19 protein-coding genes are annotated in these 24796 nt (G+C 67.5%); 3 read left to right on the top strand and 16 right to left on the bottom strand.

The window, feature by feature from the left end:
• The first annotated feature begins 93 nt into the window (after window positions 1-93).
• A complete protein-coding gene (locus C8K38_RS27065) occupies window positions 94-234 on the top strand; it encodes a hypothetical protein (protein ID WP_179800488.1) in 141 nt (46 codons plus the stop codon).
• A 160-nt stretch (window positions 235-394) separates the two neighbouring features.
• Here the strand turns inward: C8K38_RS27065 and C8K38_RS07720 are convergent, their stop codons facing one another.
• Window positions 395-1918, bottom strand: a complete 1524-nt coding sequence (locus tag C8K38_RS07720; RefSeq protein WP_097210969.1) for a DHA2 family efflux MFS transporter permease subunit — start codon at window positions 1916-1918, stop codon at window positions 395-397.
• Complete coding sequence (locus C8K38_RS07715) at window positions 1915-2331, bottom strand: MarR family winged helix-turn-helix transcriptional regulator (RefSeq protein ID WP_077043522.1); 417 nt, start codon at window positions 2329-2331, stop codon at window positions 1915-1917. The genes C8K38_RS07720 and C8K38_RS07715 overlap by 4 nt, the downstream gene beginning before the upstream one ends.
• A 212-nt stretch (window positions 2332-2543) precedes the next feature.
• Here C8K38_RS07715 and C8K38_RS07710 point away from each other — a divergent pair, with 212 nt between their 5' ends.
• Window positions 2544-3032 (top strand): SixA phosphatase family protein, encoded by a 489-nt coding sequence (locus C8K38_RS07710; protein ID WP_097210968.1) that lies wholly within the window; start codon window positions 2544-2546, stop codon window positions 3030-3032.
• Between the two features lie 10 nt (window positions 3033-3042).
• Here C8K38_RS07710 and C8K38_RS07705 read toward each other — a convergent pair whose 3' ends face one another.
• Window positions 3043-4008 carry an NADPH:quinone oxidoreductase family protein gene (locus C8K38_RS07705; RefSeq protein WP_097210967.1) on the bottom strand — a complete coding sequence of 322 codons (966 nt, stop codon included), beginning with the start codon at window positions 4006-4008 and terminating at the stop codon, window positions 3043-3045.
• A gap of 137 nt (window positions 4009-4145) precedes the next feature.
• Between C8K38_RS07705 and C8K38_RS07700 the strand changes: the two genes are divergently transcribed.
• On the top strand, window positions 4146-4904 hold the full coding sequence (locus tag C8K38_RS07700) for an acyl-[acyl-carrier-protein] thioesterase (RefSeq protein WP_097210966.1): 759 nt from the start codon (window positions 4146-4148) through the stop codon (window positions 4902-4904).
• 18 nt (window positions 4905-4922) lie between these two features.
• On the opposite strand, the gene C8K38_RS07695 is transcribed toward C8K38_RS07700, so the two are convergent.
• The 13 genes from C8K38_RS07695 to C8K38_RS07635 form a co-directional block, all read right to left on the bottom strand.
• Window positions 4923-6593 (bottom strand): 4Fe-4S binding protein, encoded by a 1671-nt coding sequence (locus C8K38_RS07695; protein WP_097210965.1) that lies wholly within the window; start codon window positions 6591-6593, stop codon window positions 4923-4925.
• A 149-nt stretch (window positions 6594-6742) separates the two neighbouring features.
• On the bottom strand, window positions 6743-6946 hold the full coding sequence (locus tag C8K38_RS07690; RefSeq protein WP_077040743.1) for a hypothetical protein: 204 nt from the start codon (window positions 6944-6946) through the stop codon (window positions 6743-6745).
• Window positions 6947-7066: 120 nt separating this feature from the next.
• The gene (locus C8K38_RS07685) at window positions 7067-11026 is read right to left on the bottom strand and encodes a DNA-directed RNA polymerase subunit beta' (RefSeq protein WP_097210964.1); all 3960 of its coding nucleotides are present in this window, start codon (window positions 11024-11026) and stop codon (window positions 7067-7069) included.
• A 120-nt stretch (window positions 11027-11146) separates the two neighbouring features.
• The gene (gene rpoB, locus C8K38_RS07680; RefSeq protein ID WP_097211093.1) at window positions 11147-14653 is read right to left on the bottom strand and encodes a DNA-directed RNA polymerase subunit beta; all 3507 of its coding nucleotides are present in this window, start codon (window positions 14651-14653) and stop codon (window positions 11147-11149) included.
• Window positions 14654-15071: 418 nt separating this feature from the next.
• Window positions 15072-15890 (bottom strand): hypothetical protein, encoded by an 819-nt coding sequence (locus tag C8K38_RS07675; RefSeq protein WP_097210963.1) that lies wholly within the window; start codon window positions 15888-15890, stop codon window positions 15072-15074.
• Window positions 15891-16041: 151 nt separating this feature from the next.
• On the bottom strand, window positions 16042-16650 hold the full coding sequence (locus tag C8K38_RS07670; RefSeq protein WP_097210962.1) for a hypothetical protein: 609 nt from the start codon (window positions 16648-16650) through the stop codon (window positions 16042-16044).
• 54 nt (window positions 16651-16704) lie between these two features.
• Entirely contained in the window at window positions 16705-17952 is a 1248-nt protein-coding gene (locus C8K38_RS07665) for an MCE family protein (protein WP_097210961.1), read from the bottom strand.
• A complete protein-coding gene (locus tag C8K38_RS07660) occupies window positions 17949-19217 on the bottom strand; it encodes an MCE family protein (RefSeq protein WP_179800487.1) in 1269 nt (422 codons plus the stop codon). The genes C8K38_RS07665 and C8K38_RS07660 overlap by 4 nt, the downstream gene beginning before the upstream one ends.
• Window positions 19218-19231: 14 nt before the next feature.
• Complete coding sequence (locus tag C8K38_RS07655; protein WP_373560237.1) at window positions 19232-20518, bottom strand: MCE family protein; 1287 nt, start codon at window positions 20516-20518, stop codon at window positions 19232-19234.
• Window positions 20518-21513, bottom strand: coding sequence for an MCE family protein (locus C8K38_RS07650; protein WP_097211091.1), 996 nt, complete (start codon window positions 21511-21513; stop codon window positions 20518-20520). The genes C8K38_RS07655 and C8K38_RS07650 overlap by 1 nt, the downstream gene beginning before the upstream one ends.
• Window positions 21510-22577, bottom strand: a complete 1068-nt coding sequence (locus C8K38_RS07645; RefSeq protein ID WP_097210959.1) for an MCE family protein — start codon at window positions 22575-22577, stop codon at window positions 21510-21512. The genes C8K38_RS07650 and C8K38_RS07645 overlap by 4 nt, the downstream gene beginning before the upstream one ends.
• Window positions 22574-23938, bottom strand: coding sequence for an MCE family protein (locus C8K38_RS07640; RefSeq protein ID WP_097210958.1), 1365 nt, complete (start codon window positions 23936-23938; stop codon window positions 22574-22576). Before C8K38_RS07640 ends, C8K38_RS07645 begins: the two co-directional genes overlap by 4 nt.
• The gene (locus C8K38_RS07635) at window positions 23935-24795 is read right to left on the bottom strand and encodes an MlaE family ABC transporter permease (protein ID WP_077040736.1); all 861 of its coding nucleotides are present in this window, start codon (window positions 24793-24795) and stop codon (window positions 23935-23937) included. Before C8K38_RS07635 ends, C8K38_RS07640 begins: the two co-directional genes overlap by 4 nt.
• Window position 24796: the final 1 nt, after the last annotated feature.

The raw sequence follows: 24796 nt of genomic DNA, 5'->3' as shown, positions 1-24796 counted from the left end.
ATCCGCCGTCACTCGCACCGATCGGCGGGGTGTCCGGCGTACCAATGGGACTCGACGCCGACCGGCGTCGCTCACCACGCGACAGGAGTACTCATGTCCTTCTCTGCCCTCTTCTCGTCCCTGTTCTCCTCGATGTTCGGTGGCCAGTTCGACAGCGGCTCGCTCGGCGGCACCATCGGCGGCGGTGCCGGTGGCGGCGCGAACGGCGGCGGCGCAGCCGGATTCGAGTCCTGATCCGCCCAGCGGTCGCGACCTAGGGCCTGGGGCCTGGGGCCTGGGGCCTGGGGCCTGGGGCCTGGGGCCTGGGGTACCAAACGACGATGGCCCGCACTCCCCCTCGGGAGTGCGGGCCATCGTCGTGAGAGTCGAGTTGCCCTCTAACTCAGCGAGTAACTCAGTGAGCCATCACCTGGGTCGCGTCGACCGGGGCCGCGGGCTTGCTCCTCGGCAGCAGGAACGCCGGGATCAGGGTCAGCAGGAGCAGCACCAGCGCCACCGTGAAGGTGTTGCCGAACGCGTCCGCAGCGGCGTCCAGGCCCTGCTCCACCGCTCCGGGCGGCATCTGCTCCGCGATCGAGGGATCCTGCCCGGCCGCGATGGCCGGTCCGGCGAGCGGGCGCGACAGCATCTGGTTGGTGAGCACCACCGACATGGTCGCGGTACCGACCGAGCCTGCGACCTGCTGGACGATGTTCATCAGCGTCGAACCGCGGGCAACGGTCTCGTTGGTCAGCGTCTGCATCGCCGCCGTCATGATCGGCATCATGGTGCCGCCCATGCCCAGGCCCATCACGAACAGGGCACCGAGGAGCACGACGTACGAGGTGTCGGCACCGACCTGGGTGAACACTGCCATGCCTGCGGCGATCAGGGAGAGGCCGCACAACACGATCTTTCCGGGACCGATCTTGTCGACGAGAGTGCCCGCCAACGGCATCGTGAGCATCGCGCCGATGCCCTGCGGGGCCAGCAGCAGACCGGCCGTGAGGGTGGTCTCACCGCGAACCTGCAGGAAGTAGCTCGGGAACAGAAGGCCGGCACCCATGAACGCGATCACGAACATCGTCGACGTGATGACCGCGATGGTGAGCTTGCGGTTCTGGAACAGGTGCAGGTCGATCAGTGGGTGGTCGGCGCGGAGCGCGTGGAACACGAAGCCGATCACCAGCGCCAGGCCGATCACAGCGGGGACCAGCACCCGAGTGGCCGCAACGGTGCCGGTCTCCGGGATCGAGGAGACGCCGAACAGGAACAGCGCGAGACCGGGCGAGAGCAGCAGCATGCCGAGGAAGTCGAAGGACTCGGACGGGCTCGGGTTGTCCTTGGGCAGCAGCACGAACGCGGCGGTCAGGGCGATGATGCCGATCGGCAGGTTGATCAGGAAGATCCAGTGCCAGCTGGCGCTCTCGATCAGCCAGCCACCCAGGATGGGTCCGCAGATGGGTCCGAGCATCATCGGGATGCCCAGCACGGCCATGACGCGGCCGACGCGGTGGGGACCCGCGGCCTTGGTCATGATCGTCATGCCCAACGGCATCAGCATGCCGCCGCCGAGGCCCTGCAGGACCCGGAAGCCGATCAGCGACTCGATGTTCCATGCCATAGAGCACAGCACCGAGGCGCCGACGAACAGCACCAGCGCCGTCATGTAGAGGCGCTTGGTGCCGAACCGGTCAGCCGCCCACCCCGTCACGGGGATGACGGTCGCCAGGGCCAGGGTGTACGCGGTCATGGTCCAGGCGACGGTTGCGTAGGTCGCGTTGAACTCGGACATGAACGTCGGCAGCGCCACGCTCACGACCGTCACATCGAGGATCGACATGATGGCACCGATCACCACCACGCTGGCGATCTTCAGAACTGCGCCGTCGATCTTGTCCGAGGCCGCGGGGGCGCCCGGAGGTGTCGGCGTCGTCATGGGTTCTCCTGACAATTGGCTCGCAGAACATCTCCCGCGAGAATGGGTTTGAGCGACTCGTACAGCCGGTCACGGTCCGAGTCCGAGAGGCGGGCCGCGAACGCTCGCAGCTCGCCCTTCTTGCTGTCGATGTGGCCGGAGGCGATGGCTCGACCGGCCTCCGACAACGAGATCCTCTTGATGCGGCGGTCCTTCGGATCCTCGCGGCGCTCCACCAGACCCTGATTGACCAGTTGGTCGATGTTGCGACCCGCGGCCGCGACGGACAGGCGCAGCCGCTCTGCCACCTCGTTGATCGCAACCGGCTTGCCGTGCTGCGCCAGCATGAACAGAGTTCGCACCTGCGAGAACGACAGGTCCACGGCGATCAGCTTGTCCATGGACTCCGACTCCCCCACCCCCAGCAGCCGCATGATGAACTCGTCGAGCGCCTGATACAGGTCTTCGGGGGAAGCGGCCACTCGTGCAATAGTAGCGATCGCGCAACTATTGCCCAAACGATATTAATGTGAAGGGCATCACGTCCGCTGCCGAGGCTCGAGCGCCCGCAGAGAGATCCGACCACGGTCTCAGGTCGCCGGGCAATCGAATTTCCGGCCGCCAACCGGCTCGCTACTGTCGGGACATGCCCTCGAAGGTTCTGATCCTGCTCCGACACGGCAAGTCCGCCTACCCCGACGGCGTGGCCGACCACGAGCGTCCGCTCGCGCCGCGCGGGCAACGCGAGGCCGGGCTGGCGGGCGACTGGATCCGCCTGACCCAGCCCCCGGTCGACGCCGTGCTCTGCTCCACCGCCACCAGGACCAGGCTCACCCTCGCGGCCAGCGGCATCGACGCTCCCGCCCGCTACGCCGACACGCTCTACGGGGCGAGTGCCGCCGAGGTGCTGCGCGAGATCGCGAGTACCGACGCGGCCGTGCGGACCCTGCTCGTCGTGGGGCACGAGCCCGGCATCCCGGACACGGCACTCGCGCTCGATCCGGGCGGCCCGCTCGCCGAACGGATCGCGGACCGCTTCCCGACCTCGGCCATGGCGACCCTGGCGGTGACGGGGTCCTGGGCCGACCTCCTCGTCTCACGCGCGCGCCTGACCGACTTCCACATCCCGCGCTGAGCGAGGCCAGCTACTCGCGGACGAGCACCGCCTTGCCGAGCACCTGACCGGCCTCGAGGTCCGCCAGCGCGCGGGCCGCGTCGGCGAGTGGATACCGGGCCTTGACCAGCGGCCGCAGGCCCTTCCCCACCAGTTCGGTGAGGTCCGCATGGGTGCGCGCCAGCGCCGAGGGGTCGGTGCGCAGGAACTCACCCCAGGCGGCGCCCACGATGCTGATGTTGCGGAACAGCACCCGGTTCACCTTCACGGACGGGATACCGCCGCCCGCAAACCCGATCACCAGCAGCCGGCCCTCCGGCGCCAGCACCCGGACGGCATCGTCGAAGGCGTCGCCGCCGACCGGATCGACCACCACGTTCGCGCCGCGGTTCTCGGTCAGCTCGCCCACCCGGGCTGCCCAGCCCTCGTCGAGCGCCACCACCTCGTCCGCGCCGAGTTCGCGGAGGAACTCGTCGGCCCCCGCCCGTCGGACCACCGCGATCACCTTCGCGCCGTGTGCCTTCGCCAACTGGATGGCCGCGGTGCCGACACCGCCCGCGGCACCGAGCACCACCACCGTCTCGCCCGCCACCAGGCCCGCTCGCCGGGACAGCGCGAACTCCATCGTCTGATAGTTGATGATGAGCGAGGCAGCCTCCTCGAAGCTCAGATCAGCCGGTATCGGCATCACCCGGGAGGCCGCGATCGCGACGCGCTCCGCGTAGCCACCGAGATCGGACATCGCCAGCACGCGGTCCCCGACCGCGAAGCCGCTGTCGTCCGGAGCGGACACCACCACCCCGGCCACCTCGGCGCCGGGGATGAAGGGCGGCTCCGGCCGCAGCTGGTACTTGCCGTAGCTGATGAGCAGGTCCGGGAAGCACACCCCTGTCGCGCGCACGTCGATCAGCACCTTGCCCGTCGCGTCCGGCTCGGGCACCTCCTGCAGGGCCATCCCTGCGGGCCCGGTCAACTCCGAGACCACAACTGCTTTCACCACAGACCTCCGTGTTCGCGCGCCATCGCAATCTCTTCTGCGATCCGACGCCCTGACGCTAGTCCTTGTCTCGCCGCGCCTGCGCGGGAAAGATACTGTTCGCGTCACGCCGGTGATCACCGCAGAGGAGCGCAGTCTTGGACTTCGATCAGCCGCTCGCCGTTCCCCCCGCCGACGGGCTGGGGTTCGCCACCTCGTGGCCGGTCCGTACGGGCGACGTCGCTCCTGACAACCGGCTCCGGCTCGACGGCATCACCCGGTACCTGCAGGACATCGGGTCCGACAACCTGGACGCCTCCGAACTCGCCGATCTCGACCCGCTGTGGATCGTGCGGCGAACCGTGATCGACGTCGTCCGCCCCGCACTGTGGCCGGACCGGATCCATCTGCGCCGCTGGTGTTCCGGCCTGTCGACCCGCTGGTCGGCGATGCGAGTGCAGCTCACCAGCGAGAAGGGCGCGCTGATCGAGACCGAGGGCTTCTGGATCAACATCAGCCCCGACACCGGGATGCCGACCCGGATCAGCGACAAGGGCATCGCCCTGCTGTCGCGGACCACCGACGAGCACCGACTCAAATGGCGCCCGTGGCTCGGCGGGCCGCCGCCGGAGGACGACGGCACCGACGCCCGATTCCACCTGCGCTCGACCGACCTGGACCCGATGGGCCACGTGAACAACGCGGCATACTGGCACGCCGTCGAGGACCACCTCGTGGCCCGGCCCGACCTGCTCGCCGGCCCGCACCGCGCCGTTCTCGAATACAACGCGCCCATCACCGGAGGCGAGGACGTCCACGTCCGCGCCACGCAGGACGCCGAGTCGATGAGCCTGTGGTTCCTGGTCGGCGGCGAAGTGAGGGCCGTTGCCCGGGTCTCGGGCATCGACCACTACTGAGCCGCCGACCGGCGGCCCCTACTTCTTGGCGATCGCCACCATCTCGGCGAGGTCGAGCAGCTTGACCCGCGGCCGACCGGACGCCTTGCCGAGCTCGCGCTCGCGGGCGTCGATCGCCTTCCACCCCGCCCAGTCCAGCGCCTCGGGCTGACGGTCCGCCAGCAGCGCCTCGAGCGCCTCGCGGTCGCCCTTCGGCGCGGGCAGCCGGTCCGCGGCGAGGTCCTCGATGACCAGCGCGATGGTGTCGTGCGCGCACTGCCGGTTGGTGCCGATCACGCCGGAGGGCCCGCGCTTGATCCAGCCTGCGGTGTAGGTGCCCGGCATCGGCTCGCCGGACTCCGGGTAGGTGACCCGGCCTGCGACGTTCGCGATCGTGCCGCGCGCGTCGTCGAACGGCAGGTCCGCGACCGGCACGCCCCGGTAGCCGACCGAGCGCAGCACCATGCGGGTCTCGAGCAATTCGGTCTGATCTGTGCTGCTCGCCCGCAGCGTGCCGTCCGGGCCCTCGACCATCTCGTTGCGCGCCACCACGACCCCGCTGACGTGGTCGTCGCCCTGGATCTCGACGGGCGAGGCCAGGAACCGCAGCACGATCCGCTTCACGTGGCCGGCAAGGGGACGCTCCGCGTACTCGCGCAGGATCTCCATCTTCAGCCGCTTGGCCGGGTTCTCCGCGACCTCGGCCGCGCTGTGGCTGTCGAGCTCGAGCTCGGCCGGGTCGACGATCACGTCCACGTCGGGCATCTGTCCGAGGGCCAGCAGCTCCGGGCTGGTGAAGGCCGCCTGGACGGGTCCGCGCCTGCCCAGCACCACGACCTCGCGGACGGCGCTGCCGCGCAGCGCTTCCACCGCGTGCTCGGCCATGTCGGTGCGGGCCAGCTTGTCCGGGTCGGTGACCAGGAGACGGGCCACGTCGAGCGCGACGTTGCCGTTGCCGACGATGACCGCGCGCGTGCCGGACAGGTCGAAGGTGTGGTCCGCGTACTCGGGGTGTCCGTTGTACCAGGCGACGAACTCGGTGGCGGCGAGGCTGCCGGGAAGGTCCTCACCGGGGATGCCGAGGTGCCGGTCGCTGGGCGCACCGACCGTGTAGAGCACCGCGTGGTGGTGCTCCATCAGGTCCTCGTGCGTGAGGTGCTTGCCGACCTCCACGTTCAGGTGCAGCCGGAAGCCGGGACGCCGCGAGACCTCCGCGAACACGTCGGTGACCGCCTTGGTCTCCGGGTGGTCGGGCGCCACGCCCGCGCGCACCAGGCCCCACGGCGTCGGCAGGCGGTCGAACATGTCGACCTCGATGCCCGAGCGCTTGAAGGAGAGCAGCTCGCGGGCGGCGTAGAAGCCGGACGGCCCGGCGCCGACGATCGCGACGCGGAAGGGTTCCTGGTCGGTCTTGGGGAACTTCAGCGAGGGGGCGGGATCCGCGTACTCGATCTCGGTGCCCGCGAAGTAGTCGGCGTTGATCTTCGAGTACCGCGCCATCGCCTCGGGCAGGTCGTCGTCGCGGAAGATCGCGTCCACCGGGCACGCATCGACGCAGAGCCCGCAGTCGATGCAGGTCTCCGGATCGATGTAGAGCATCTCGGTCGACCTGAATCCGCGCTCGTCCGGCGTCGGATGGATGCAGTCCACCGGGCACACCTCGGTGCAGCTAGCGTCGTTGCAACAAGGCTGGGTGATCACGAACGCCACTGTCGGCCTCCTCCAAAACTAGAACCTGTTCCTGCGACAATACCCGGCTGGTGCGAGCAAAGTCACAGAGGATCAGAGGATAGCCGCGCTGCCCCGCTCCCGACCGGATTCGGGCAGGTCGCGGGCGCCCCGATGGACCTGTCGGCGGGTCAGCCGAGGAACTTCTTGCCCGCCACCACGGCCACGCCGAGCAGGATCGCCAGGATCAGCGCCCAGCCGAAGCCGAGCAGCCACCAGGCCACCCCGAAGATCACGATCGCGGGCGCAGCAGCAACCAACGAGATCGCCGGATTCTCGCGGACCACCTCGAGCGCCGACTGCGCCTTCGAGCGGTCGATACCCTTGCCTGCCATCGAATCCTCCGTGGTGGTCGCCCGAACCGATGCCGGGGAATGTCCCTCCAACAGTAGACGCGAAACGGCCCCCGCACCCATTGCTGGGGGCGGGGGCCGTTTCACAGGCGCAAGAAGCGCTTACCGGTAATCGGTGCTGAAGCCGTAGTCGTCGAGCGGAACAGCAGCTCCGGTCCCGGTGCCGAAGCCTTCGGGGCTGTAGTACTGATCGTCGTACGACGGCACGGCGTAGGCCGCGGCGCGCGCCTCTTCGGTCGGCTGAACCTGGATGTTCCGGTAACGGTTGATGCCCGTACCGGCAGGGATCAGCTTGCCGATGATGACGTTCTCCTTGAGACCGATCAGCTTGTCCGAGCGGCAGTTGATGGCCGCATCGGTCAGCACGCGAGTGGTCTCCTGGAAGGACGCCGCCGACAGCCACGAATCGGTCGCCAGCGAGGCCTTGGTGATGCCCATGAGCACCGGACGACCGGCTGCGGGCTCACCACCCTCGGCGACGACGCGACGGTTGGCCGCCTCGAACTCGGAACGCTCGGTGAGCGAACCGGGCAGGAACTCGGTGGCGCCGGAGTCGATGATCGTCACGCGACGCAGCATCTGACGAACGATCGTCTCGATGTGCTTGTCGTGGATCGACACACCCTGGCTCCGGTACACCTCCTGAACCTCGTTGACCAGGTGGATCTGCACCTGACGCGGGCCCATGACGCGCAGCACCTCGTGCGGATCGGCAGCGCCCTCCATGAGCTGCTGGCCGACCTCGACGTGGTCACCGTCCGCCAGCAGGCGCTCGGAACCGTCGTCGTGCTTGAAGACGCGCAGACGCTGACGCTTGGACAGCTTGTCGTAGACGACCTCTTCGCCGCCATCGTCCGGGACGATGGTGATCTTGTAGAAGCGGTCGCCATCCTCGAGCTGCACCCGTCCGGTGACGTCGGCGATCGGGGCCTTGCCCTTGGGGACGCGGGCCTCGAACAGCTCCTGGACACGCGGCAGACCACCGGTGATGTCCTCGCCTGCGACACCACCCTGGTGGAAGGTACGCATGGTCAGCTGGGTACCCGGCTCACCGATGGACTGGGCGGCGACGATGCCGACAGCCTCACCGATGTCCACCAGCTTGCCGGTCGCCATCGAGCGGCCGTAGCAGGTGGCGCAGACGCCGGTGCCGGTGGTGCAGGTGAGCACGGAGCGCACCTTCACATCGGTGATGCCGGCCTCGAGCAGTGCGTCGATGGCCGGGTCACCCAGGTCGGCGCCGCGCTCGACGATGACCGTGCCGTTGGCGTCGACCGCGTCCGCGGCCAGCGTGCGGGCGTAGGTGCTGGTCTCCACGTGTGCATCCCGGATCAGCGAGCCGTCGGCCTGCTTCTCCGCGATCGTGGTGACGATGCCGCGCTCGGTGCCACAGTCCGTCTCGCGAACGATGACGTCCTGCGAGACGTCCACCAGACGACGGGTCAGGTAACCCGAGTCGGCGGTACGCAGCGCGGTATCTGCCAGACCCTTACGGGCGCCGTGCGTGTTGATGAAGTACTCGAGAACGGTCAGGCCTTCCTTGAAGGAAGACTTGATCGGACGCGGGATGAACTCACCCTTCGGGTTCGTCACCAGGCCCTTCATACCGGCGAGCGACCGAACCTGCGTCATGTTGCCGGCGGCGCCGGACTTCACGATCATCGGGATCGGGTTGTCGTCGGGGAAGTAGGCCTCCATGGCCTTACCGACCTCGTCGGTGGCCTCGGACCAGATCTTCACCAGGGCGCTGTTGCGCTCGGTGTGGTTGAGGGCACCGCGCTGGTACTTCTTCTCGATCTGCTCGGCCTGGCCCTCGAACTTGTCCATGATCTCGGACTTGCTCGGCGGCACAAGGACGTCGGAGATCGAGACCGTGACGCCCGAACGGGTCGCCCAGTAGAAGCCGGCGTCCTTGAGCTTGTCCACGGTCTGCGCGACCACGATCATCGGGTAGCGCTCGGCGAGATCGTTGATGATCGTCGCCTGACGCTTCTTCGGCATCTGCTCGTTCACGAACGGGTAGTCCGCGGGGAGCAGCTCGTTGAAGAGCACGCGACCCAGGGTGGTCTCGGCGATCCAGCCGTCGCCGTAGTTCCAGCCGCCGTCGGGGAACAGCTCGTCCTCGAGCTCGCGCGGCGGACGCTGGGTGGTCAGGCGGACCTTGATCTGGGCCTGGACCTTCAGCGCGCCACGATCGACGGCCATGATCGCCTCGGCGGGCGACGAGTAGGCGCCGACCTCGGGACGATCCTTGCCTGCCGCGACGAGCTCACCGACGACACCCTCGTCCAGACGGGTCAGGTGGTACAGACCGGTCACCATGTCCAGACGCGGCATGGCGAGCGGGCGACCCGACGCGGGCGACAGGATGTTGTTCGAGGACAGCATCAGGATGCGGGCCTCGGCCTGCGCCTCCGCGGACAGCGGGAGGTGCACGGCCATCTGGTCACCGTCGAAGTCGGCGTTGAAGGCCTCACACACCAGCGGGTGCAGCTGGATGGCCTTGCCCTCGACGAGCTGCGGCTCGAAGGCCTGGATGCCGAGGCGGTGCAGCGTGGGTGCACGGTTCAGCAGCACCGGGTGCTCGGCGATGACCTCTTCGAGGACGTCCCACACCTGAGCGCGCTGACGCTCGACCATGCGCTTGGCCGACTTGATGTTCTGCGCGTGGTTCAGGTCCACCAGGCGCTTCATCACGAACGGCTTGAACAGCTCGAGAGCCATCAGCTTCGGCAGACCGCACTGGTGCAGCTTGAGCTGCGGGCCGACGACGATGACCGAACGGCCCGAGTAGTCGACGCGCTTGCCGAGCAGGTTCTGACGGAAACGACCCTGCTTGCCCTTGAGCAGGTCGCTCAGGGACTTCAGCGGGCGGTTGCCCGGACCGGTGACCGGACGTCCACGACGGCCGTTGTCGAACAGCGCGTCGACGGACTCCTGCAGCATCCGCTTCTCGTTGTTGACGATGATCTCGGGCGCGCCGAGATCGATCAGTCGCTTGAGGCGGTTGTTGCGGTTGATCACGCGGCGGTACAGGTCGTTCAGGTCGGAGGTGGCGAACCGGCCACCGTCGAGCTGAACCATCGGACGCAGCTCCGGCGGGATCACCGGCACGGCGTTGAGGACCATGCCCATCGGCGAGTTGCCGGTGGACTGGAAGGCCGCGACGACCTTGAGGCGCTTGAGCGCGCGCAGCTTCTTCTGACCCTTGCCGCTGCGGATGGTCTCCCGGAGGATCTCCGCCTCGGCGTCGATGTCGAAGTTCTCCATCAGCTTCTGGATGGACTCCGCGCCCATCGCGCCGGTGAAGTACTCGCCGTAGCGGTCCACCATCTCGCGGTAGAGGCCCTCGTCGACGATGAGCTGCTTCGGGGCGAGCTTGGTGAAGGTCGTCCAGATCTCCTCGAGCCGGTCCAGCTCGCGCTGGGCCCGGTCACGGAGCTGACGCATCTCGCGCTCGCCGCCGTCCTTGACCTTGCGGCGCACGTCGGACTTGGCGCCCTCGGCCTCGAGCTCGGCGATGTCCGACTCGAGCTTCTGTGCGCGGGCCTCGAGGTCGGCGTCGCGCTGGTCGGCGACGGACTTCTTCTCGACCTCCATCTCGGCCTGCAGGGTGGAGAGCTCGTTGTGGCGGAGCTCGTCGTCGACCGCGACGATCACGTAGGCGGCGAAGTAGATGATCTTCTCGAGATCCTTCGGCGCCAGGTCCAGCAGGTAACCGAGACGGCTCGGCACGCCCTTGAAGTACCAGATGTGGGTCACAGGAGCGGCGAGCTCGATGTGGCCCATGCGCTCACGGCGCACCTTCGCGCGGGTCACCTCGACGCCGCAGCGCTCACAGATGATGCCCTTGAAGCGGACGCGCTTGTACTTACCGCAGTAGCACTCCCAGTCCCGGGTGGGGCCGAAGATCTTCTCGCAGAAGAGGCCGTCCTTCTCGGGCTTGAGCGTGCGGTAGTTGATGGTCTCCGGCTTCTTGACCTCGCCGAACGACCACTGACGGATGTCCTCAGCGGTGGCAAGGCCGATGCGGAGTTCATCGAAGAAGTTGACGTCGAGCACGTAACTTCCTTTCCCCAGAGGGATTATGGTGTGCGCTTCTCAGCGCCTACCTGTCTGCCAAATTCAAATGTGGGCTACGCCCCCGGGCCACATCAACGACGTGGCCCGGGGACCAAACACCTAGTTCGCGAGATCGTCCACGGTCGCCGCCTCGTTCCTGGACAGGTTGATGCCCAGGTTCGCTGCCGCACGCTCGAGATCCTCGTCGTCGCCGTCGCGCATCTCGATGGCCGCGCCGTCCGAGGACAGCACCTCCACGTTGAGGCAGAGCGACTGGAGCTCCTTGAGGAGCACCTTGAACGACTCGGGGATGCCCGGCTCGGGGATGTTCTCGCCCTTGACGATGGCCTCGTACACCTTCACGCGGCCGACCACGTCATCCGACTTGATGGTGAGCAGCTCCTGCAGCGTGTATGCCGCGCCGTAGGCCTGCATCGCCCAGCACTCCATCTCACCGAAGCGCTGGCCACCGAACTGGGCCTTACCGCCGAGCGGCTGCTGGGTGATCATCGAGTACGGACCGGTCGAACGAGCGTGGATCTTGTCGTCGACGAGGTGGTGCAGCTTGATGATGTACATGTAGCCGACCGAGACCGGGTACGGGAACGGCTCGCCGGAGCGGCCGTCGAACAGGGTGGCCTTTCCGTCCGGGCCCACCATCTGCTCGCCGTCGCGGTTCGGCAGGGTCGCGCCAAGCAGACCGGTCAGCTCGTCTTCCTTGGCACCGTCGAACACCGGGGTGGCGATGTTGCTGTCGGCCGGGGCCGAGAGCATCTCCTCGGGCAGGGTCGAGGCCCAGTCCGGACGGGTGCCGTCGCTGGCGATCTGCACGTTCCAGCCGGTCTTGCCAATCCAACCCAGGTGGGTTTCCAGGATCTGACCGATGTTCATACGACGCGGCACGCCGTGGGTGTTCAGGATGATGTCGACGGGGGTGCCGTCGGACAGGAACGGCATGTCCTCCTGCGGGAGGATCTTGCCGATGACACCCTTGTTGCCGTGGCGGCCGGCGAGCTTGTCGCCGTCCTGGATCTTGCGCTTCTGTGCCACGTAGACGCGGACCAGCTCGTTGACACCGGGGGGCAGATCGTCGTCGTCATCGCGCGAGAACACGCGGATGCCGATGACCTTGCCGTTCTCACCGTGCGGGACCTTGAGGGACGTGTCGCGGACCTCACGGGCCTTCTCACCGAAGATGGCGCGCAGCAGACGCTCCTCCGGGGTCAGCTCGGTCTCGCCCTTCGGCGTGACCTTTCCGACCAGCACGTCGCCGTCACGGACCTCGGCACCGATGCGGATGATGCCGCGCTCGTCGAGGTCGGCGAGGACCTCGTCCGAGACGTTCGGGATGTCGCGAGTGATCTCCTCGGCACCGAGCTTGGTGTCGCGGGCGTCGATCTCGTGCTCCTCGATGTGGATCGAGGTCAGGACGTCCTCTTCCACGAGGCGCTGCGACAGGATGATCGCGTCCTCGTAGTTGTGGCCCTCCCACGGCATGATCGCGACGAGCAGGTTCTTGCCCAGCGCCATCTCACCGGCTTCGGTGCAGGGACCGTCGGCGATGACCTGGCCGGCCTCGACCCGGTCGCCCTCGTCCACGATCGGACGCTGGTTGGCGCAGGTGCCCTGGTTCGAGCGGGCGAACTTGCGCATCCGGTAGGTCTTGCGGCTGCCGTCGTCCGCCATCACGGTGACGTAGTCGGCCGAGACCTCCTCGATGACGCCGGTCTTCTCGCTGACGACGACGTCGCCCGCGTCGACCGCGGCGCGCAGCTCCATGCCGGTGCCGACCAGCGGCGCCTCGGAACGGACCAGCGGCACTGCCTGACGCTGCATGTTCGCACCCATCAGGGCGCGGTTGGCGTCGTCGTGCTCGAGGAACGGGATCATCGCGGTCGCGACGGAGACCATCTGTCGCGGCGAGACGTCCATGTAGTCGACGTCCTCGGCCGGGATCAACTCGACCTCGCCGCCCTTGGTGCGGACGAGGACGCGGTCCTCGGTCAGGCGACCGTCCTTGTCGACCACGGCGTTGGCCTGGGCCTTGACGTGGCGGTCCTCCTCGTCGGCGGTCAGGTAGTCCACCTGGTCGGTGACCTGTCCGTCGACGACCTTGCGGTACGGGGTCTCGATGAAGCCGAACGGGTTGACCCGCGCGTACACCGACAGCGAACCGATCAGGCCGATGTTCGGGCCCTCAGGGGTCTCGATCGGGCACATGCGGCCGTAGTGCGACGGGTGCACGTCTCGCACCTCGAGGCCGGCGCGCTCACGGGACAGACCACCGGGGCCGAGCGCCGAGAGACGACGCTTGTGGGTCAGGCCCGACAGCGGGTTGTTCTGGTCCATGAACTGCGAGAGCTGGGAGGTTCCGAAGAACTCCTTGATCGCGGCCACGACGGGACGGATGTTGATCAGGGTCTGCGGCGTGATCGCCTCGACGTCCTGGGTCGTCATCCGCTCGCGCACGACGCGCTCCATGCGGGACAGGCCCACCCGGATCTGGTTCTGGATCAGCTCGCCAACGGTGCGGAGACGACGGTTACCGAAGTGGTCGATGTCGTCGACCTCGACCGGGACCTCGACGCCGTCGGGCGCCGTCATCGCGGTGTCACCGGCGTGCAGGCGCACCAGGTACTCGATCGTCGCGACGATGTCTTCCTCGGTGAGGGTCGACGCGGTGATCGGCTGGCCGTGGTTCAGGCCCAGCTTCTTGTTGATCTTGTAGCGACCAACGCGGGCGAGGTCGTAGCGCTTCTCCTTGAAGAACAGGTTCTCCAGCAGGGTCTGCGCGCTCTCCTTCGTGGGCGGCTCGCCCGGACGCAGCTTGCGGTAGATGTCGAGCAGCGCCTCGTCGGTGCCTGCCGTGTTGTCCTTCTCCAGGGTGGCCATGAGGATCTCGGAGAAGCCGAAGCGCTCCGTGATCTGCTCGGTGGTCCAGCCGAGGGCCTTGAGCAGCACGGTGACCGGCTGACGACGCTTGCGGTCGATGCGGACGCCGACGGTGTCGCGCTTGTCGACGTCGAACTCCAGCCACGCACCGCGGCCGGGGATCACCTTGACGCTGTGCAGGTCCTTCTCGGTGCCCTTGTCCACGGAGTGGTCGAAGTAGACACCCGGGGAGCGAACGAGCTGCGAGACGACGACGCGCTCGGTGCCGTTGATGATGAAGGTGCCCTTGTCGGTCATCATCGGGAAATCACCCATGAAGACCGTCTGGCTCTTGATCTCGCCGGTGTTGTTGTTGATGAACTCCGCGGTGACGAACAAGGGCGCCGCGTAGGTCATGTCCTTGTCTTTGCACTCATCGGTCGAGGCCTTGACCTCGTCGAAGCGCGGGTCCGAGAAGGACAGCGACATCGATCCCGAGAAGTCCTCGATCGGGGACAGCTCGGTGAGGATGTCCTCCAGACCGCCGGTGACACTGCCGTCGCCGCGGGCGGCTGCCCGCTCACGCCATGCAGGCGATCCGATCAACCATTCAAAAGAATCCGTCTGTAGATCAAGTAGCCCTGGAACTTCGAGAGGTTCGCGAATCTTCGCGAACGAGACCCTCTTCGGGGCTCCGGGGATTCCGGCATTTGCCTTGGTCTGGCTAGAGACTGCCAAGATGCGTCCTTCCAGCACCTCACGCGGGCCGCTCGTGCTGCGCGACCGCCGCTGTATCTGCTTCTTCATGTGGGGCGAATTCGCTGGTCACAACCCGAACGAAACTCGCCAACAGACGCAGGAAGCGAACGCTTCACAGGCGGTGAGGTGGAGAGGTGGACAGGAGGCAGCCAGCGCAACGTCCAAAGGTACCCGAAGTCGACGCAGAATACAACTGGACAGGGCAGCCCAAACGGTGCCCAAGCCTGGCGTCCGTGCAATCCCTCGCGCCCGGTGCCTCCATTTGCGCCGGCGCGATCTTGCGCGGACCCGCTCCTACAGAAGGAGCGATCTCGCATGTCTCGCCATTAGAGTGACGCCTCAACCCCGCCGCGTCAAGACACGTCTCGGCGATTTGCCCCGCGGACACCGCCGGGACACCCGATCCGAGCCCCGATCAGCGGTCCCGGATGTCCGTGATCACCCAGTGGTCGCCGGACTTCGCCATGGTCACCGACAGCGGTCCCTGTGCGCTCCCCTGCGCCGCACCGTCGTTGGTCGCACTCACGTTCATGCTGGCCACGAGCTCGGCGCGGTCGTCCGAGAGCAACTTCAGACCGATGTCGGTCACCTCGGCGTTGGTGGCCGTCTTCGTCTGGATGACGGCATCCTTGGTGACCGCGGCGGTCTTGTCGAACTGTTCGCGCATGGCGTCGTCGAGGACCGCCCGCGCGTTCTCGAAGTCCTGCTCGACCGTGTCGAACTTGTACGTGTAGAGCGTCTGGATCGCATTTTTCGCGTCGGCCGTGACCTTCGAGGTCTCCGAGGTGTCGACCCAGGCCTGGTTCGGGACGTCGGCACCGGGCCGGAACGCGGCGACGAGCGCGAAGACACCGAGCCCAAGCGCCACCAAGCCGATCGTGGTGACCCGCTTCCAGCCCGCCATGACCATTTCCTGGTCGACCACAGGCTCGTCGACCGATTCTCCGTCGACCGCGGCCTCGGGAGCGGACGACGCGTCGGCGTCCGCCCCGGTCGCGCGCGGGCGCAGGGAACTGGTCCGGTTGATCGTCTTCGGCGCCTGCTCCGGCTCGGTCGCGGCGCTCTCGCCGCTCGCGTCGGCCACTACCGCTGCGGTGGCCTCCGTGTCGCCCGTGGCCTCCGCGGCGGCGACAGGCGTCCCTGCGGGCGGGCTGACGACATCGGGGCCCACTGCCACGACCTCGGTCTCGGTCGCGGCCGAACTCGCGGGCGGGGTGGCCTCGGGTTCGCTCACGGGTCCGCGGGGCGTACCGGACCCGGTACCGGCCACGCGGGGGCGACGCCCCTTGGGCTGGGGCGTGCTGGTGGTGCGACGACGTGGGGGCACTGTTCGATACTCCTTAGCTGTTCCGCTGCCGGATTGCCGCTGGTGCGGGGCCGAGGCCCTACTGTCCGCCGGACTCGGGAGCGGGGGCAGGGGCCCCTTCGGGCACGGGCGCCGGGGCCGGGGCGGGTGCCGGGGTGCCGGGGTCCATGGCGAGAGGCTGGCCGACGTTCTCGACCTTCGAGGCCTTCCAGACGCCGTCGACATCGGTCAGACCGATTCGCATCGTTATCTTGACCTTGCTGGTCGGCTTGTTCGGCCAGGTCGTGGTCGTGGTGAGCACGACGAGCGAGTTCGCGGTGCCCTCGTCTCGGCTCATCGCGGTGAGCGCGGCGTCGAGCACGTTCGCCTCACTCTTCGCGCCGGTCTGCTTGACCTGCTCGGCCATCTGATCCTTGGTCTCGGCCAGCGCATTGAGCATCTCGTCGCCGGTGATAGACGACTCCATGTTCGCGAACGTCTGGTCCAGATTCCCCGAGTCGACGGTGTTGAGATTGATCGCTGACTGGCGCGCGCCGGTCAGCGCGTCGTCGCGCGCGGCGGCCGCCGGCTTGTCCGAGAACAGGGCATGACCCCAACCGAACCCGAACCAGACGGCGGCCACGAGGGCCCCGATGGCGAGCACACTCACCGCAGCGAGAACAGGCTTCAGCAGTTTCGTGCTACGCATCACTTTTTCTACCCTACTACTTGGTAACTTCTGCTCGACTCCGCCGGAGCGGCATCACTTCGGGGTGATGCCGAGCAAGGGCGCGAGCTGCGTCGCGATCGGGTTGAGGTTGAGCTTGTCCGGATCGACCTTCGGCTTGTTGTCCCACGGCTGCGGTGTGGCCGGGTCCGCGTACACGATCCGGTTGGCGCTACGCACGCCGGTGACGCTGCCCAGCGGCGTGGTGCAGTTGGCCTGCATGTTCAGCGGGAACTCGTCGCGGGTCGGGTCGAAGTCGGGGTTCTCCCGCTTCATCTGCGCGAGGATCTCGTGCGTCCCCTCGTAGCCCTGGGTGCACGGCGGCGGGTTGTTGGTCTCCAGCAAAAGGCCCTGGTGCAGGGTGCCGTCGCCGGGTGCCGCGGTGCTCGCTCCCGCCGCCAGTCCCGGAAGGAACATCAACAGGGCGTTGAGTGCCAGGGTCCGCGGACCGAGGGCCGCCGTCACCAGCGCCAGGTTGTCCAGGTCGGTGGTCAGGGCCGGGCCCGCCGAATCGATCAGCGAACCGACCTCGTTGCTCGCGGCGGTGCCGGTCTCGATGAGGCGCCGCAGGTCCGGATCGCTGGCCCGGAGCTGGGCAGCCACCAGGTCCAGATCGGAGCTGAACTGGCGGATCGCCGAGGACTGCTCCGACTGGGTGTCGAGCACGGTCCTGGTGTCCCGGATCAGCGTCAGCGTCTGCGGCAGGTTGTCGATCCCCTCCTGCGAGAGGGTGTTGAGCGAATCCACCAGTACCTGCAGGTCGTCACCCTTGCCGTTGAACGCCTTGCCCAGCTCGGTGACCGTGGTGTTCAGCGCCTTCAAGGGCACCGAGCGCACCAGCGCGTTCGTGCTCGCCAGCACCTCCTCCACCGGAACCGGGGTGGCGGTGTCCTGGCGGACGATCAGCGATCCGTCCTCCAGGTAGGGGCCCTCGTCACTGCTCGGCTGCAGGTCGACGTACTGCTCACCGATCGCCGACCGGTTCGCCACCACGGCCTTGGCCGAGGACGGGATCTCCGGGGCGCTGGTGTTGATCTTCAGGTCGACCAGCACGCCGTCGTCGGTGAGGTGCAGGTCCCCCACCGTGCCGACCGGCACGCCGCGGTAGCTGACCTCGGCGTTGGTGAAGATGCCGCCGGAGTCGGCGAAGTCCGCCTGCACCGTGTACTGGCCGAATCCCAGCAGGTTGTCGAGCCGCACGTACTTCGCGCCGACGTAGAGCAGGCCGACGATCGCGACCAGCGCGAACGCCACCAACTGCCAGCGCACCAGAGCCGACCTCATCGTCCACCCACTCCCAGCTTGTCGAGCAGACCGCTCAGCGGATTCTGGTCCTTCTTCTCGGCGACCGGCTCGGTGCCGGGCGCCACCGGGGCGCCAGGAGCGGGCGCGGGCTTCGGGACGATCGGCGGCAACGGCAGGATCGAGACCGTCGGCCAGCCGGGCCGCGGGCCGTTCCCGTTGTAGTACGGGTTCGACGGGTCCACCTTCGGGACGTATCCGCCGTATCCGGGCGGCGGCGGAACGTAGACCGGGTCGGGCAGTCCCACCCCGAGCGCCTCGAACTGCTGGCCGAGTCGCATGTCCAGCGAGAGGAAGAGGTTCATCGAGTTGCCGTGGATGACCTTCTCCGCACCGTCCGGGAACGGGAACGTCGGGATCAGCGGGAGCACGGTCACCAGGTCCTCGCTCGAGTCGGCGAGCGCCTGCAGGGTCGGCCGCAGCGCGCGCAGGTCGGCGATCAGGTTGTCCTTGGACTGGACCAGCACGTCGGTGCCGACCTGACCGAGCCGATCCAGCTGGGTGAGCATCTGGATGAACTGCGGTTCCTGCTCGTTCAGGACCTGCACCGCGGGAGGGATCTCCGCGAGGATCTTCTCGATCTGATCGGTCTGCTCGTTGACCCGACCGGTGAGGGTGTCGAGCCCGTCGAGCGCCCTTGTGATGTCGTCGCGCTGCTTGTTCAGCCCGTCGATCAGCGTGTTCGCCTGGTCGAGCAGACTGCGTGCCTTGGACTCGCGGCCGTCCAGGGCCGTGGTGAGCTCGTGGATGATCGGCTGCAGCTGGGCGACCCCGCCGCCGTTGAGCAGCAGCGACAGCGCGCCGAGCACCTGCTCGATGTCGGTGGCGTGCCGGGTCCGGTCCACGGGGATCGTCGACCCGTCACTGAGCCGGGCCGCGTCGGCGTTGACGGGCGGGGCCTTGAGTTCGATGAACTTCTCACCGAGCAGGCTGGTCTGCTGCACCGACGCAAGCGCGTTCGCCGGCAGATCGACCGCGGAATCGACGACGACACCGACGGCCGCCGTCCAACCGTCGTCCGGGACGTCGATGCTCTCCACCCGCCCGACCGGGACGCCGTCGACCTTCACGGTGGACTGGGGCACCAGGTCGAGCACGTCATCGAACTCCACCGTCAGGTGCATCGGGTCGCTGCCGAGGTCGGCGCCACCGGGCAACGGAATGCCGTAGATGCCCTTGGACCCACAACTCGCGACCGTCAACGCGACGACGCATGCGCCGACACCGATCGCAACCGAACGCTTCACTGACCGTTCCTGCATCACTGGCCACCCCGCGGGATGTTCTGGTCGCTGAGGCCGGGGGCCTGCGAGTTTCCGAGTCGGGGCGAGACGTTTCCTGGGACCGTACCGGGCTGCGAGGGCCGCTGGAGGTTGTCGCCGCTGAGGATGCCGAACGGCAGATTCAACGACGGTGTCTTCACGCCCGCGGTCACCTGGTCCATGATCATCTTGCAGTTCTGGATCAGCGGCGCCATCTGGCGACCGAGCGCGTCGAACTTCGGGTCGCCCGGCATCAGCTTGCCGAGGTCGATCAGCTTGCACAGGGTCCCGAACGGGTCCTGCGTCTCGGGCAGGTTCACCCTCGAGGCAAGCGTTCCGGACTCCGCGTCGTACGAGTTCACGACGTTGCTGATGGCGATCGGCAGGGTGGTCAACGCGTCGACCAGGTCCTGCCGGTTGTCGGCGAGGGTCTGCGTCACCTGGACCAATCCTTCCGCGTTGCTCGTGACGGCCTCCTGGTTGTCGCGGACGAACACCGCCACGTCACCGAGCGCGAAGGAGAGCTGGTTCAGCGCGTCGCCGAGGTTCTTCCTTTCCCCGGCCAGGAAGCCGCTGAGATCGGAGAGCTGGGAGTTGAACTGGCGCACCTGCTCGTCGTTGGCCGCCAGCGCGCTGACGAAGGTCTGCAGGTTCCGGATCGTCTCGAACAGGTCACCCCTGTTGAGATTGAGGGTCTCGGCAGCCTTGGACAGCTCGGTGATGGTGGCGCCGAGCGCCTCACCGTTGCCGTCGAGGTTCTTGGCCGCGGTGTCGACGAACTCGGACAGCGCGCCGTCCTTGTTCGCCCCCTCCGGCCCGAGCGCCCTCGACAGCTCGTCGATGCTCGAGTAGAGCTGATCGACCTCGACCGGGGTCGCGGTCCGCTCGCGGGGAATGGTGGCGCCGGACTCCATCGCCTCGCCGCCCGAGTACGCGGGGGCGAGCTGGATGTACCGGTCGGACACCACCGACGGGGTGATCTGCGCGGCCTTGGCATCTTCGGGGATCTTCACCCCGCGATCGACGCGCATGGTGACCCGGACCTGGTCACCCAGTGGCTCGACCTCGTTGACCGAGCCGACCTTCACGCCGAGCACCCGGACGTCCGAGCCGTCGTAGATGCCGACCGACTTGTCGAAGTACGCGGTGATCTTGGTGGTCCCCGCTCGGGTCAACAGCCACCAACCGCCGAATCCCAGCACCAGCAGCCCCACCAGTACCAGCGCGGTGGCCACGATCTGACGGCTGCTGAACTTCTGCATCCTTCCCGAGGTCACGCCGGTCATCAGTTGCCCCCAATGGTTCGAACGGGATCGCGGTAACCCGGGATGAGCGGGAGCGCGGGCGGCGTCAGGTTCACGACCACCTGGTCGAACCAGCGACCGTTGCCGACGATGTTCGCGTACAGCCGGGTGAACGGTGCGTACAGCTTGATCGCCCGGTCCAGGTTGGCGTTGTTGTCCTGCAGGATCTGCACGACGCCGCGGAGCTGCTCGAGCGCGGGACCGATCTGCGCCTCGTTGTCCTTGACCAGCCCGGTCAGCTGCTGCGAGAGCCGCTGGGTCCCGGTGAGCAGCTGGGAGATCGCCTGCTGGCGGCTGTTCAGCTCGCCGAGCAGCAGGCCTGCGCTGCCGATCAGCTTGGTGAACTCGGCGTTGCGGTCGGCGAGCACCTTGGAGGTGTCCGCGGTCGCGGCGAAGAGCTTGCGCAGCTCCTCATCCCGGCTACCGATGGTCTTCGACAGCCGCGTCACCCCGTCGAGCGAGGCCCGGATGTCCGCGGGCGTCTCCGAGAACGCCTCGGACAGCGTCTTCATGCTCTGCGCGAGCTGCGGCGTGTCGATCGCGTCCAGCGTGGTGGTCGCGTCGCCGAAGGCGTCGAGCACGTCGTACGGGGAGGTGGTGCGCTCCAACGGGATCGTGTCCCTGGCGTCCAGGGTGTCGGATCCGCGCGGGTCGAGGGCCAGGTACTTCTGGCCGAGGACCGTCTTGATCTGAATCGACGCGGTGGTCTGGTCGCCCACCCAGGCGTCCTTGACCTTGAACGCGACCTCGACCTTGTCGCCGTCGAGCTCGACGGCGGTCACCTTGCCGACCTTGACGCCCGCGATGCGGACCTCGTTGCTCGGCTTGAGCCCGGCCGCCTCGGTGAACTGGGCCCGGTAGGTGGCGCCCGCACCGATGATCGGCAGGTCATCGAGGAAGAAGGCCGACACCGTGGCGAGCAGCGCCACCACGATGCCGAGCGCTCCGATGGCGGCTGGGCTACGACGTTGCTTCACTGTCCGGCCCCGTTCGCCGAGCACCGCGGTGCGGAGTTGGTGTAGATCGGCTGATTGACGGTCGGGAGTCCCGTCGGCAGGTTGAGATACGGCGACTCACCGGGACCCGCGACGACGTCGAGTCCGCACAGGTAGAACTGGAACCACGACCCGTAGCTCGCGATGCGGGACAGCTTGTCCAGCTTCACCGGCAGGGTGGCCAGGATCTTGTTCACGTCGTCGCTCTGCGCGTTCAGCGTTCCTGCCAGCGTGTTGAGCGCGGACACCGAGCCCTGGATCGACGGCCTCGTCGGTTCGAGCACGTCCGCGGTGGCATCGGCCAGCCCGGCGAGCGAGGTCACCGCGCTCCCGACCACGCCGCGATCGTTGGCCAGCCCCGTGACGAGCTGCTCGGTGTTGACGATCAGCGAGCTCAGCTCCTCGTCGTGCTTGTTGACGGTCTCGAGAACCCCGTTGAGGTTGTTGATCACGTCGCCGATCACTCGGTCCTTGTCCGCGATGGTGTTGGTCAGGCTGGCCGTGTTGCGCACCAGTTCGGAAATCGTGCCGCCCTCGCCCTGGAACACCTGGATGATCTGGAACGACAGCTTGTTCACGTCGTCGGCGCTGAGCGTCTGGAACAGCGGCCGGAAGCCGTTGAAGAGGGTCGTCAGGTTGACCGCGGGCTTGGTGCGCTCGATCGGGATGGTCGCGCCGCCGGACAGCTTCATGCCCTGCGCGCCCTCGCCCTGCTCCAGCGCGATGTAGCGCTGGCCGACCAGGTTCCGGTAGCGGATCGTGGCGGTCGAGCTGGCCGGGAGCCAGTCGCGGTCGGTCAGCGAGAACTGGACCTTCGCCTCCCGCTCGTTGACGATCGCGATCTCGTTGACCTGTCCGACGCGTACGCCCGCGATTCGGACCTCGTCGCCCTTGTTGAGCGACGCGACGTCCGTGAAGATCGCGTTGAACTTGGTACCACCGCCACCGCTGGTGTTCGCGATGGTCAAGGCCAGCGTCGCGGTCGCCAACACTGTGACGACGGCGAAGATGATGAGCTTGATCAGGGGAGCCGCGAGACCTCTCATCGGACACTCACCTCCGTTCCCCTCAATGCCGGCGCGCCCAGCAGCGTCGTCCAACCCGGCACCGCCTCCGGCAGGGTGCCGGTGCCCTTCCCGTAGATGACTGCCAATGTGTCCTGCTCGAGTGTCGATCCGGTGTAAGCGGCGGGCGTATTCTGCCCGGTCGCGGGGCTCGGGACCACCGAGTACTGCGGGGCGGCGGGCGACGGCACGAACGAGGGGCCCGGGTTGCGCGAGGGCACCTGGTAGGAACCGTCGTTGTACGAGCCGCCCGGGTACTGGCCGAACTTGTAGCCGGGCGCCGCAGGCTGATAGCACTTGGCGCCGCGGTTGTCGAAGAGCCGGGGCTCGTCCTGGTTCGGCAGGTAACGCCCCTTCGGGTTCACGAACACCGTGGCCGCGCGGGCGCCCGGGTGGTCCTTGAGGCTGCCGTCCGGGTTGAGCCCGAGGATGGCGCTTGCGCTCTCCACGATCGGCACGAACTGCGAGAAGGTGCAGCCGAAGGTCGGCGATGCAGCGGCCAGGACCTCGAGGGCCTCCCGCGAATCCGCCGCGATGGAGATCAGCGAGTCCTTGTTGACCTCCAGGAAGTCCGCGGTGCTGCCTGCGGTGGCGGTGACCGAGGACATCAGCGCCCGGATCTGGTTCTGCTGCTGGACCACGGTCGCGCCGGTGGTCCGCAGGTTGTCGAACGCATTGATCAGGTCGGGAGCGGCTTCCGAGTAGGTCTGCGAGAAGTCCGCGAGACCGCGCAGGCCCTCCTGCAGGTTCGGCAGCTCGGTGTTGACCCCGGCGAAGATTGTCTCGAGTCGCTCGATGCTCAACCCGATGTCGTTGCCGCGCCCCGCAAGTGCCTGCGACAGCGCACCGAGGGTGTTCGCCAGGTCCTGCGGCGGAACGGCCTGCAGCAGCGGCAGCAGCCCGTCGAGCAGTTCGCCGACCTCGATCGCGTTGCCGCTCTTGTCCTGGAGCAGCGTGTCGCCCTGCGAGATCGGGGCGGCGGTGTCGCCTGTCGGCACGATCAGCGAGACGTAGCGCTCACCGAACAGGGTCTTCGGCAGCAGCCGCGCCGTCGCGTTGGACGGGATCAGCTCGGCCTTGTCGGGGTCGATCGCCAGGACCGAGGTGACCTTGCCGTCTTCGGTCGAGGCCGACCGCACCTCACCCACGATCAACCCGCGCACCTTCACGTCCGCGTGGCTGGGCAGCGAGTTGCCGACCGAGTCGGTCACGAGGTTGACCTTCACGACCTCTTTGAACGACTTGTTGTACATCCCGATCGTGAACACCAGGAACAACGCGAGAACGAGAAAGAATGCCAGGCCAAGAATGCGTCGGCGCAGCACCGAACCACCGTCGGTCATCCGGCCACCCTCACTGTGGTCGTGGTGCCCCAGATGGCGAGGCTGAGGAAGAAGTCCAGCACCGCGATCGTCACGATCGCGGTCCGCACCGCCCGGCCGACGGCGACGCCCACGCCCGCCGGTCCGCCGGAGGCGTTGTAGCCGTAGTAGCAGTGGATCATGATCAGCACGAAGGCGAAGACCAGCACCTTGCCGAAGGACCAGAGCACGTCCACCGGCGGTAGGAACAGGTTGAAGTAGTGGTCGTACGACCCGCTCGACTGCCCGTTGAAGACGGTGTTGATCAGCCTCGATGCCAGATACGCGGCCATCAGACCGACGATGTAGAGCGGCACGACCGCGATGAACCCGGCGATCATCCGGGTGGTGACCAGGAACGGCACACTCGGCACCGCCATGACCTCGAGCGCGTCGATCTCCTCCGAGATGCGCATGGCACCGAGCTGGGCGGTGAAGCCACAGCCGACCGTCGCCGACAGCGCGAGGGCAGCCACGAGCGGGGCGATCTCGCGGGTGTTGACGTACGCGGAGAGGAAGCCGGTCAGCACGGAACTGCCGAGCTGCTCGAGCGCCGCGTACCCCTGCAGGCCCACGACGACGCCGGTGAAGCCGGACATCATCACGATGACGCCGATCGTTCCGCCGATGACGGCCAGCGCACCGCTGCCGAAGGTGACCTCGGCGAGCAGCCGGAGGACCTCTCGGCCGTAGTGCGTGAGCGTCCGCGGAATCCAGCCGATTGCCCTTGCGTAAAAGGACATCTGGTCGCCGGCGCGATCGAGAACGTGCAGCGGCGCGCGGGTCACCTTGCGCGCACGCATCAGTGTCCGGTCGCCGCGACCCTTGGCGATCGTCATG

Origin of the sequence: Rhodococcus sp. OK611, from assembly GCF_003050885.1 — a bacterium.
Lineage (GTDB): Bacteria > Actinomycetota > Actinomycetes > Mycobacteriales > Mycobacteriaceae > Rhodococcus_G > Rhodococcus_G oryzae.
The sequence above is the reverse complement of the archived record's forward strand: the minus strand, read 5'-3'. Positions and strand labels throughout refer to the sequence as shown.